Raw genomic sequence first — 11,074 nt, forward strand, 5'->3', positions numbered from 1 at the left:
CCGCGCGCCGATGCCGCAACGATAATCCTTGCCTGCGCCATAATCAGAGCCTAATGCAGAGCCAGCGGTTTCCTGAGCCGGCGAAACGCCGCTCAGGAAGCCAGGGGCAAATGGGGAGCCTGTCAGGTCAGCCTGGCAGGCGGGGTATGGGGCGCAGAGGGACGTGCGTATCGTTCACTGTTTCAGGGCCCCGGTGGGTGGCGTATTCCGCCATGTCCGGGACCTGTGCGAAGCGCAGATCGCCGAAGGCCACGATCTCGGGATCGTCTGTGATTCGAACACCGGCGGACCGCATGAGGACCGTCTCATTGCGGAAATCGCACCCAAACTGGCGCTCGGGCTGATCCGGACGCCGATGCAAAGGCACATCGGTCCGGGAGACATCACCGCCTCCCGGCGGACGCTCAAGGCGCTCAAGCGGATGCGGCCCGACATCCTGCACGGGCACGGAGCCAAGGGCGGTTTCTATTCCAGAACCTTCGGCACGCTGATGCGCGCGGGCGGGCAGTCCGTCGCCCGCCTGTACTCGCCGCATGGCGGCTCCCTCCATTACGATCCGAAATCTGCCGCCGGTCGCGTTTACTTCGGCATCGAGCGCATGCTGGAGCGGCTGACCGATCACCTGGTGTTCGTCTCCGACTATGAGCGGCGGACCTATGAGGACAAGGTCGGCGTGCCACGCTGTCCATCCACGGTGGTTTACAACGGTCTGCGCGAGGAAGAGTTCGAGCCGGTCGAGCCGGCTGACGGCGCCAGCGATTTCCTGTTCGTCGGCACGATGCGGGATCTCAAGGGGCCGGACCTGTTTCTACTCGCGCTGAAGAGCGTGGAGGACAAGACGGGGCGCGCGCTCACGGCGACTCTGGTCGGTGACGGCGCGGATCTGCCCAGGTACCGGCAGCTTGCCGAAAGTCTCGAGTTTGGCGAGCGCGTGCAGTTCCTTCCAGCGATGTCGGCGCGTGAGGCGTTCCGGCTGGGACGCCTGATGGTCGTCCCATCACGGGCTGAATCCATGCCGTATATCGTGCTGGAAGCCCTTGCCGCCGGAAAGTCCCTGATCGCGACGAAGGTCGGCGGCATTCCCGAAATCTTTGGCCCATCATCGCCTGCCCTGTGCATGCCCAGCGCAGACTCCCTCGTTGCGGCAATGGAGCAGGCGCTCGCGGACGAAAGCGCATGGAGGAAGCTCATGCCTGGGAGGGAAGCGCTTGTCGCACGGTTTAGCCTCGGGGCGATGGCCCGGAACATTTCGCGCATATACCAGGAATGCCTCTCCCCATGAGGGAAAGCATTAACCCCAAGTGCAGCGCCGCGCAGACTTATCGGTTACGCGGTGTTATAGTAAGCATAGCAACTGGTTATGCCCCATGAATACGATCAATCCGAACACCGAGTTCACCAAGGCGGTTGAGGCGTCGAAGGCGTCCTCTTCCAGCCCGGACACTGCCGCGAAGGGCCTGAACCCGCTGGCGCTGGAAGTTGCCAGGCAGTTCAGGACCGACACCCTGTCAGCGGTGCTGGTTGCCGGTGCCGTGAGGATTGTCGAAATGGTTCTTCTGGCGGTTTGCGGCCTCGGCATTTACCTCGTGCATGTGGGGTATGAGCCGGAAACGGCACCAGGATATCTGTTCGCGATCGCGGGTTCGTCACTGCTAACGGTCATCGCGCTGGGCATGGCCCGCTGTTACGAGATGCCCGCCCTGCGCAATCCGCTGCCGAACATCGGACGGATCTTCCTGGTGTGGGCAGGCACGTTCGCGTTTATCACGGTTGCGCTGTTCTTCCTGAAGATCTCCTCCGAGTTCTCGCGCGTGTGGCTTGCCTCCTGGTTCGTCGCGGGTTTCGTCGTGATGATGGTGCTGCGCGCGATCGTCGCCCACCTTACCCGCCGGTGGGCCCGCAACGGACGCATGGAGCGCCGGGCAGTCATCGTGGGAGGTGGCGCGCCGGCCGAGTCGCTCATCCGGCAGATCGAGGCGCACCCGTACAATGACATCCGCATCTGCGGCATCTTCGACGACCGCGACGACGTTCGTTCGCCGCGAGTGGTGGCGGGCTACCCGAAGCTGGGCAACACCGACGAGCTGATCGAGTTCGCCCGCGTGGCGCGCATCGACATGCTGATCGTGACGCTGCCCATCACGGCGGAAGCGCGCGTGCTGCAGATGCTGCGCAAGCTGTGGGTGCTGCCGATCGACATCCGCCTTTCCGCGCACACCAACCACCTGAGGTTCCGCCCGCGAACCTATTCCTACATCGGCGACGTGCCGATGCTGGACGTGTTCGACCGGCCCATCAGCGATTGGGACCGCGTGGCGAAGCGCGCGTTCGACATCGTGTTCAGCCTGCTCGGCATCATTGTCTTCTCGCCGGTCATGCTGATCACGGCCATCGCCATCAAGCTGGACAGCCCCGGCCCGGTGATCTTCAAGCAGAAGCGCTATGGCTTCAACAATGAGATCATCGAGGTCTGGAAGTTCCGCTCGATGTACACTGACCAGTGCGACCCGGCGGCGCGCAAGCTGGTCACCAAGGACGATCCGCGCGTGACGCGCGTGGGACGCTTCATCCGCAAGTCCTCCATCGACGAGCTGCCGCAGTTCTTCAACGTCCTGGGCGGAACACTCTCGATGGTCGGGCCCCGTCCGCATGCGCTCTCGGCCAAGGCCAACAACCAGCTCTACAACGAGGTGGTGGACGGCTATTTCGCGCGCCACCGCGTGAAGCCGGGCGTGACCGGCTGGGCGCAGATCAATGGCTGGCGCGGCGAGACCGACAGCGAGGAGAAGATCCAGAAGCGCGTCGAGTTCGACCTCTACTACATCGAGAACTGGTCGCTGCTGTTCGACCTCAAGATCCTCCTGCTCACGCCGTTCCGCCTGCTCAGCAAGAACGCATACTGAAGACATGGCGGTCGGGGCGGGGGCGGAAAAGGCAGCATTCAGGCGGGCGGTCAACGCCCGCCTTGTCGAGCTTCTGCGAACGGGATCGATCGCGCTTGCCGTTCTGCTCTCCGGCTTCGTGTTGCACGAGCCGGCTCCCTACGAACTCTTTCTGGTCGTGCTCATTCCCGTGTGGGCCCTTTTCGGGCTCCGGCTCTCGCGGCACATCGCGCCGCTCATCGCGCTGCTGGTGCTGTTCAACGTGGGCGGGCTCCTCGCCATGACCCAGATGGACGACCTGGGAACCGCGCCGACCTACATCGCCGTCTCGCTGTTCCTCGCCTTCACCTCGATCTTCTTCGCGGCGGTCATCGAGGCGCATCCGTCGCTCCTGCCGGTCATTTTCCGGGCATGGACGTTCACGGCCGTGGGAACGGCAACGCTCGGCGTGCTGGGATACTTCCACGCGCTGCCCAGCGCGGAGGCGTTCACGCGCTATGGACGCGCGGCAGGCGGCTTCGAGGATCCCAACGTGTTCGGGCCGTTCCTGTTGGTGCCGAGCCTCTACCTGCTGCAGCGGATCATGACGGGCACGCCGAGGGAGGCACTCACGGCCGTCCCTCCCCTGCTTTTCATCCTGTTCGGCATTTTCCTGTCGTTCTCGCGCGGCGCGTGGGGCCTGTTCCTGTTCTCAGCCGCCATCCTGACGGCCACCCAATTCATCTACAACCGGAGCGGCCTGATCCGGATGCGCATCCTGCTGATGTGCATCGCCGGCGCGACGGTACTGGCCATCGGCATCCTGATCGCGCTGCAGATCCCGGCCATCGCCGCGCTGCTCGAGGAACGCGCGCGGCTGGTGCAGGACTATGACGGAGCGCGCATGGGCCGCTTCGCCCGCTTCATTCTCGGCTTCGAGCTGGCCATGGAACGGCCGTTCGGCATCGGTCCGCTGGTGTTCGGTCCGATGTTCGGCGAGGACACGCACAATATCTGGCTGAAAACGCTGCTGGACTACTCGTGGCTCGGGTTCGCCGCCTATTTCACGCTCACCGTGCTCACGATCGCGGGAAGCCTCAAGATCCTGTTCCGCCACCGGCCGTGCCAGCCGTATCTCGCCTGTGTGTTCGCCGCCTTCATCGGACACGTGGCGCTGGGATCGATCATCGACACAGACCACTGGCGGCATTTCTATCTGATCCTGGGTGTCATCTGGGGGCTGATGGCGCTGGAGCAGCGCTATCAACGTGCCGTGGCCGGATCGGCGGCCTCAAGCCCGCACGGGGCCAAGGCCGCCTCCGCCATCACCGTCAGAAGTACGGCGAGCGGCACGGACGCCGGGGTCCGTTATACGGCTGGAATGTATTGTCGTACGCCCGATAGGAGCGATAGCGCTGCGCGCACCACTGCACGTGGGCGGGCGGCAAGCCTGCTGCCGGACCACCTCGATAGACCGGCGGAGGTGGCGGCGGAGCCAGCTCACGGGCAATCGCACCGCCAATGATCGCGCCAGCGATGAAAGCCGCCGGCGGGAACCAGGCATCGTTGTAACGCCGCCACCCCGGACGGGGGCGGAAAGAACCGCGATGGCCGTTATAGTAGACATGAGGGCCATGCCTGTAATAGCCGCGGCGATGCTGGACGTCGATCAGGCCGGAGCCCAGCTCGGCCTTCGCCGTGCCCGCCGGAAAGGCCATTGCCGCGCTTCCAAGGGCCGCACCGCTCACCACCATGGCGCCTGCAAGCACCGCTGACAGTATCCGTTTCATGTATCTCTCCCTGGCTCGTTCAGCCGGCGAACAAGAACTGTTCGCACTGCGTCAGACGGTCAACGCCGCCGCACAACGGTTGTTCCCCATAACAATCACGCGCGAACATCAGATACGGTCACCCCAATCGCACGGGGCAAGCGATGGGACGCATCCCACCGCCAATCTACAGCAGCTTCGACAAGTCGGGCGCAGGACCGCTACCGCACACGACAATAAACGACTTTCAATCTGGGACGGGTGCGGATCGCCTTCTCCGGCGTCCGGAAGTACGGGAACAGCAAGAGTTAGTATCGCGGCTCAGTCACCCGAAGGTGCGCCGGTCCCTTCTTTTCCGCGCAATTACACTGAAACAACTTGAACAAATTGGGGCCGTACAGGTCTGCCCTGCTCCACCTGTACGGCCCATGCCCCCCTCCCGCGCCGGACCATTTCAGCTCCCTGTCAGAACCGGAACGGCCCGAACCTCCTGCCTGCCATGCCTCCGCATGAAGACCATCTCACACACCCTGCCCGTGCCCGCATCAGCCCGCCTCAGCATGCCATTCCTCCAGCCCCGGCCCGGCAGCTCTCAGCCGACCAGTAATCGACTAGTAGCCGATGTGCGTGCCGCGCAGCTTCGCCCAGAGCATTTCGCCGGTGGCCTGATCGAACACCGCCTTGATCGGCCAGCCGCTTTCGTTTACCGCCTGAACCTCGTAGTAACCGTCCTCCGCCTCGATGCGGTCGACACGGTAGCCGAGATCCTCCAGCGTCTTGCTCACCACGCTCGTGGCGACGAAGTTGCCGTCAACGGCGGGCTCGCAGTAGCAGTTGAAATCCCCCGCCAGAGCCGGAAATGCAAAGCCAGCCATAGCCAGAGCCAGTGTCATCTTGATCGTGCGCATTTTCAGTCTCCTTGCTCTGATCCGAACGAGGGCCCTGTCTGGATCCATGTCCAAAAATTTATCGCAGCCCCGTCCCGCCGATTTGATCCATGTCACGCCAGCTATGCTGCACTGCAGAAAATTCTGTCGCAGGAAATCTACGCAGTAGATTTACGAAGTGCGGACAGAATAGGACCTGAGTTATACTGGAGTTATTACTGCGAGTTTCCCGGACCGCCGACGTTTCCGGACGGACTGGGCGGCATGGCCGCCCTGCTCCACAGAGGGTTACCAACATCTTTATCGGGGCTGTTACGGCGCAGCCTTGCGGCTAGCCGCTGCGGCTAGACCCGGTGACAACAACCAGGGGCTTGAGACTGGCCCGAGCCCCTGAAGCTATCGTCTTCCGCCAACGCTCAGCGCATCTCGAAGAGCTCCTGATGGAAGCGCTTCCTGACGTCGAATCCGTAGCGGGCGAAGTCCTGGCGGAGCGCCTTGCCGAAGCCGACGGGCCCGCAGAACCAGATGCTCGCGTCGCGCCAGCCCGGCACCTTCTCGCGGATGCGCTCACCAGTCAGCAGGCCGTCGCGCTTGTCGTAGTGGACGTGCAGGCGGATGCCCGCGGACCTTGCCAGCGCCTCGATCTTGCCTATCGCCTCATCGCACCATGTGCCGGTGGCGTAGAAGAGGAAAACGTCCTTGTGCCAGTTCTTCTGCGGATCCTGCTCGCGGGCGCGGGCGATCTGGCGCATGGCGGCGATGAACGGCGTCATGCCGATGCCCCCGCCGACCCAGATCTGGGCCGGCCGGTCATCCTCGAAGGTGAAGCAGCCGTAGGGCCCCTCGACCGTCACGCGCTGGCCGACCGCAAGCCGGTCGCGCAGCGTGCTGGTGAAATCCCCCAGTTCCTTGGTGATGAATGTGAGCTTGTGCTCCTCCGGGTGCCAGTCCGAAGCAATGGTGAAGGGATGCGCCTCATTGGCGGCCTCGCCGCTCACGAAGGCAAACTGACCAGCCTTGTGACCGGGCCAGCCCTGCGGAATATCGACATCACCCTCGAGCACGCGCAGGGAGGGATAATAGTGAAGGCGCGAGATACGGCCTTCCGCCTTGCGGCTGGCGCCGATGAGGCCGAAGAGGGACATGATCGCCGCAACCGTGCCGGCGGCAAGGAGCAACGCCATGACCAGGCCCAGCGGTGTGGCCCAGGCGGAGAACTTGTAGAGAACGACCGTGTGGAAGATGAGCACCAGATAAATGGCCGCGATCACGCGGTGAGTCTTGTGGAAGATCCGGTAGGGAATGATGCGGACCAGCGCCACGATGACGAGCAGAACGAAGGCGTAGAAGGCCCACTCGCCAAGGCCTTCGGCCGTACCGCGCATGGAGCGCAGGAACTGCTCCACGGTACCCAGCTCGACGGAGGAGCCGGCGCCGCGCGGGCCGCGCTGGGGACGCTCCAGAAGCCCCAGGCCAACCGCTCACTTCGGCCCCTGCGACCAAAGCCAGTGCGTGACCGAGAGCACGAGGCCGCCGATGCCAAGCCACTTGTGAAGGCGGTACATTTTGTCTAGGCCGCCCAGCCATTGCTCGGGCCAGCGCGGACGCAGGGCCAGCACCATGGCAATGCTCATGCAGCCCATGGCGAGAACGCCCGTGAGCTGCACCATGGGATCACGCAACGGAAAGAAGCCTGCGGCCTGCCACACGCTCGCGTCGGTCAGGAGCCACAGGCCCGTCAGAAGGGCAAGCGAGCCCCATAAAGCAATCTTGATATGGCCCATGTCGGGCTCTCCCTCGGCTATCCAGCTGCTTTTCCTGTCGTGGATAATGATCAGGCGGCCTGCCTGCTGCCTGTCCCGCCTACCCGTCGCGGCGGCGGGGCGGGCCGCGTGTTTCGCGACCCGTTTCCCGGACCAGCAGGCCCGACTTGCCGCGCGCGCTTGGGGATTGCAAACCTGATACCTTGCCTGCCAGGGTTCGGGCGGCAGAAGGCTCATGTCAGGCTTGGCAGCACCGCCGCCGTGCTTACTTCCTGGCGCGGGTCAGACGTGCCCAGAGGAGCTCGCCCGTGGCCTGGTCATAGTAGGCCTTGATCGGGTTGCCGCTCTCGTTCACCGCCTTTACCTCGTAGCAGCCGCCCTTGACCTCGATCTCCTGGACACGGTAGCCCTGATCCTCGAGCATCTTTGCCAGCTCGGCAGTGGTGACAATCTGGCCGCTCGTGACCGGAGGGCGCTCGCAGGCATAGTCATCATCTGCCAGAGCGGGAACGGCAGCCCCGGCCATGAGAAGAGCCAGTGTCATCGCGATCGTACGCATTTCGATCTCCTGTTGTTGTTTCCGGGCGGGGTGCCCGGACCGATGACGGCACTATTAGTGGCACGGGGCTTTCGCCTCGCTGTTGATTCATGTCAGCGTTTTGTCAGGTTCAAAGGCGTATTTCCCCGGCATGAGCAAGAAAACCCGTCGCACGTTCCTCTTCCTCAGCCTCGGCGCGGCCCTCGTGCCGGCAACGGTCACGGCCCATCATCGGGACCGCGATTTCGAGCGTGCCCGCGAGGCGGTCGAAAAGGGCGAGGCGCTGCCGCTTGCCGACATTCTCCTGAAAGTACGCAATGATCTTGGGGGCGAGGTCGTCGGCGTGTTCTTCAAGCGCAAACGCGGTCGCTGGATCTACGAGTTCCGCGTGATCGACCGTTCCGGCCAGCTCTGGGAAGTCTATGTCGACGCCGCCACGGCAAGGATCCTCAAGCGCGAGGATGACGACTGATGCGCATTCTTCTTGTCGAAGACGATCCCCGCGTCGCCGAGAAAGTGTCGGCGGTGCTGGAGGATGCAGGCTATGCCGTCGACCGCGTGGACGATGGCGAGGAAGCCTGGTTCCGCGGCGATACCGAGGACTACGATCTTGCCATCCTCGATCTGGGCCTGCCGAAGATGGACGGGCTTGCCGTGCTTCGCAAATGGCGGGGCAACGGCCGCGATTTTCCGGTGCTGATCCTCACGGCCCGCGGGGCCTGGGCTGAGCGGGTCGAGGGAATCGACGCAGGGGCCGACGACTATCTCGCCAAGCCATTCGCCATGGAGGAGCTGCTTGCCCGGGTGCGCGCCCTGCTGCGACGCTCGGCCGGGCGAAGCGTGCCGGTCTTCGTCTGCGGCCCGGTGACGCTTGACACCCGCACCATGCGGGTGACAGTGAACGACATGCCCGTCAATCTTTCACCACTCGAGTACCGCTGCCTGAGCTACCTCATGCACCATGCGGGCAGGGTCATTCCGCCGGCGGAACTGATGAAGCACCTTTACGCGCACGACTATGACCGCGACCTCAATGCCCTGGAGGTGCTGATCGGGCGCCTGCGCCGCAAGCTCGGCGTCAACCTGATCGAGACCCGCCGCGGCTTCGGCTACCTGGTTCCGGAGACCGGGGCAGCATGAGCCAGGGCTCGCTTCGACTGCGTCTGCTCGCGGCAGGCGCGGCATCCATTGTGGTTGCCCTCGCGCTCGCGGGCGCGGGGCTGCTCATGCTGTTCGAGCGCCATGTGGAACGGCGCATGGTGGCCGAGCTCAACTCCTATCTCAACCAGGTGGTGAGCGAACTCACCCGTGACGAGGACGGGTCACTGGATGTCGGCGCGCCCCCCGCCGAACCGCTCTTTCAGCAACCGCTGAGCGGCCTCTACTGGCAGGTTTCCGAGGAGGAAACGGACACGGTTCTGCGGTCGCGATCGCTCTGGGATTCCACGCTCGAGCTGCCGCCCGACAGCCCCTCGGCCTTCGAGGTCCATGAACACGAGCTCACCGGACCGGACGGCGCGTCACTGCTGGCGGTGGAGCGGCGGATCAACCTGCCGCCCAGTCTCGGGAACGGTGCGGTGCGCGCGGTCGTGGCCGTGGACCGCCAGGAGATCCATGCGGCGGGCCGCGCCTTCGCCGCTGACCTCTTCCCTTCCCTCGTCCTGCTCGCGGCCGTGCTGATCATCGCCGCCTGGATACAGGTGAGCATCGGCCTGCGCCCGCTCGACACGGTGCGCCAGCGCCTGGCGCAGATCCGCTCCGGCGAGGCGACGCGGCTCGGTTCCGTCTTTCCGGACGAGGTGCTGCCGCTGGCCGCAGAGGTGGACCACCTGCTCGACGAACAGGAACGGGCCATCGCCCGGGCCCGCACCCGCGCTGCGGATCTCGCCCATGGCCTCAAGACGCCGCTGACCGTGCTGGCGGCCGATGCCAAGGAGCTGCGGGCACGCGGTGAATTCAAACTGGCGGGCGAGATCGAATGCATCACCGCGTCCATGCGGCGGCATCTGGAGCGCGAACTGGTGCGTGCCAGGACTGGTGTGCGCGCGCTCGCCGCGCCGGTGCAACCGATCCGCCCCGTGGTCGACCGGGTCATCAGCGTCCTGCAGCGCTCCCCGCGCGGACGGAACCTTTCCTGGCAGGTCGAGGTGAGTGACGGGCTCGGCGTCCGCGTGGACGAGCACGACCTGCTCGAGATCCTCGGCAATCTTGCGGAAAACGCCGCGAAATGGGCGGCCAACACCGTCCGGATCACAGGGAAGCAGCAGGGAAACATCGTCATCCTCCAGGTGGAGGACGATGGTCCCGGCGTGCCCGAAAACCAGACCAGCACGGTGCTGGCGCGCGGCGGACGCCTGGACGAATCCTCACCAGGAAGCGGCCTTGGACTGGCGATCGTGAACGACCTTCTCGAAGCCCATGGCGGCACGATCTCCCTGCACCGCTCCCAGCTCGGCGGGCTGCTCGCGGAAGTCCGCCTGCCGATGCCCCCCGGCGACCCGCGGAAGCACTAGGGCAATTCAGATTTTCACGAAAACCCTGAACTGCTCCAAGTAATTGATTTGTCACGGTTCCGGACGGAGAAGGTTTCCACTTTTCCTGATCTGCTCTAGTCCGTTCCGAAGACGCCGCGGCGCTGACGGCCGCGGCGCGGCACCGTCCATGGCAGCGCGGCCCAGCGTTGGCAGCCATGCAGACCGTTTCCTGCCCGTTTCGTTTTCGGTGCCGCCCCGCAGCACGGATGGCAGCCCGGAGCGGCGAGCGTGCGGACAGCAACACTCCACCCTCGCGCCCTGCCAGCCGGCGCCCCCCTCCCCTCCGCCTGGCCGAAAGCCTGTTGCCAACCCTCAGCAGTCAGGCATTTGACGGAGACGCAGAGCCGCCACGACCGTTTGGCGCACCGGCGGTTCCGGCAGGACAACGGATCCCACCCGTGCCGGAGCCGCCCGGGGTCATTCACGCGTTCGAGTCTTCCGTCCTGGCGCGCCTGCTCCAGCGGAGAATGGCCTCCTGAGAGCTGTCTATCGGCGCCTGCGCGATACCGCAATCTTTGTGGCGCAGCGCCTTGCCAATGGCATCACGTTGCCCCTTGAGCTGGGCGATCTGCGGCGTCCAGTCCGAAGCGCCCAGGCCGGTGGACGTGATGCCGAAAAGTGTAGTGGCCCCATAAATCCCCGGACACGATCTCCCACTTGTTAAGTGTTAGGAGTAATGTGCCCATTATGACCAGTCACATACCTAAGATAGAAGTGCTGTC

At 64.5% G+C, this 11,074-nt stretch carries 11 protein-coding genes and 1 pseudogene; 7 read left to right on the forward strand and 5 right to left on the reverse strand.

Annotated features, from left to right (window positions below; all coding sequences use genetic code 11):
* Positions 1–163 precede the first annotated feature (163 nt).
* The 3 genes and pseudogenes from ABD906_RS11920 to ABD906_RS11930 form a co-directional block, all read left to right on the forward strand.
* Positions 164–1,282: a glycosyltransferase family 4 protein gene (locus ABD906_RS11920; RefSeq protein ID WP_345099627.1), complete on the forward strand. Its 1,119-nt coding sequence runs from the start codon at positions 164–166 to the stop codon at positions 1,280–1,282.
* An 85-nt stretch (positions 1,283–1,367) separates the two neighbouring features.
* Positions 1,368–2,903, forward strand: a complete 1,536-nt coding sequence (locus tag ABD906_RS11925) for an undecaprenyl-phosphate glucose phosphotransferase (RefSeq protein WP_345099628.1) — start codon at positions 1,368–1,370, stop codon at positions 2,901–2,903.
* A 562-nt stretch (positions 2,904–3,465) separates the two neighbouring features.
* A pseudogene (locus ABD906_RS11930) lies at positions 3,466–3,915 on the forward strand (O-antigen ligase family protein); the annotation flags it as partial.
* Positions 3,916–4,192: 277 nt separating this feature from the next.
* Here ABD906_RS11930 and ABD906_RS16115 read toward each other — a convergent pair.
* The gene (locus ABD906_RS16115) at positions 4,193–4,294 is read right to left on the reverse strand and encodes a BA14K family protein (RefSeq protein WP_378188042.1); all 102 of its coding nucleotides are present in this window, start codon (positions 4,292–4,294) and stop codon (positions 4,193–4,195) included.
* A 174-nt stretch (positions 4,295–4,468) separates the two neighbouring features.
* Between ABD906_RS16115 and ABD906_RS16120 the strand changes: the two genes are divergently transcribed.
* Positions 4,469–4,636: a hypothetical protein gene (locus ABD906_RS16120; RefSeq protein ID WP_378188044.1), complete on the forward strand. Its 168-nt coding sequence runs from the start codon at positions 4,469–4,471 to the stop codon at positions 4,634–4,636.
* Positions 4,637–5,241: 605 nt separating this feature from the next.
* Here ABD906_RS16120 and ABD906_RS11940 read toward each other — a convergent pair.
* The 4 genes from ABD906_RS11940 to ABD906_RS11955 all read right to left on the reverse strand — a co-directional run bounded on the left by ABD906_RS11940 (position 5,242) and on the right by ABD906_RS11955 (position 7,839).
* Complete coding sequence (locus ABD906_RS11940) at positions 5,242–5,538, reverse strand: PepSY domain-containing protein (protein ID WP_345099630.1); 297 nt, start codon at positions 5,536–5,538, stop codon at positions 5,242–5,244.
* Positions 5,539–5,933: 395 nt separating this feature from the next.
* Entirely contained in the window at positions 5,934–6,923 is a 990-nt protein-coding gene (locus tag ABD906_RS11945; protein ID WP_345099631.1) for a ferredoxin reductase family protein, read from the reverse strand.
* A gap of 75 nt (positions 6,924–6,998) precedes the next feature.
* Complete coding sequence (locus ABD906_RS11950) at positions 6,999–7,301, reverse strand: ferric reductase-like transmembrane domain-containing protein (protein ID WP_345099632.1); 303 nt, start codon at positions 7,299–7,301, stop codon at positions 6,999–7,001.
* Positions 7,302–7,545: 244 nt separating this feature from the next.
* Positions 7,546–7,839 carry a PepSY domain-containing protein gene (locus tag ABD906_RS11955; protein WP_345099633.1) on the reverse strand — a complete coding sequence of 98 codons (294 nt, stop codon included), beginning with the start codon at positions 7,837–7,839 and terminating at the stop codon, positions 7,546–7,548.
* 130 nt (positions 7,840–7,969) lie between these two features.
* Here ABD906_RS11955 and ABD906_RS11960 point away from each other — a divergent pair, with 130 nt between their 5' ends.
* The 3 genes from ABD906_RS11960 to ABD906_RS11970 are packed head-to-tail and all read left to right on the forward strand — an operon-like array spanning position 7,970 to position 10,331.
* Positions 7,970–8,290, forward strand: coding sequence for a PepSY domain-containing protein (locus tag ABD906_RS11960; protein WP_345099634.1), 321 nt, complete (start codon positions 7,970–7,972; stop codon positions 8,288–8,290).
* Positions 8,290–8,958 (forward strand): response regulator transcription factor, encoded by a 669-nt coding sequence (locus tag ABD906_RS11965; protein ID WP_345099635.1) that lies wholly within the window; start codon positions 8,290–8,292, stop codon positions 8,956–8,958. The genes ABD906_RS11960 and ABD906_RS11965 overlap by 1 nt, the downstream gene beginning before the upstream one ends.
* Entirely contained in the window at positions 8,955–10,331 is a 1,377-nt protein-coding gene (locus tag ABD906_RS11970; RefSeq protein WP_345099636.1) for a sensor histidine kinase, read from the forward strand. Before ABD906_RS11965 ends, ABD906_RS11970 begins: the two co-directional genes overlap by 4 nt.
* Positions 10,332–11,074 lie beyond the last annotated feature (743 nt).

Source organism: Chelativorans composti (assembly GCF_039541695.1).
GTDB lineage: Bacteria > Pseudomonadota > Alphaproteobacteria > Rhizobiales > Rhizobiaceae > Chelativorans > Chelativorans composti.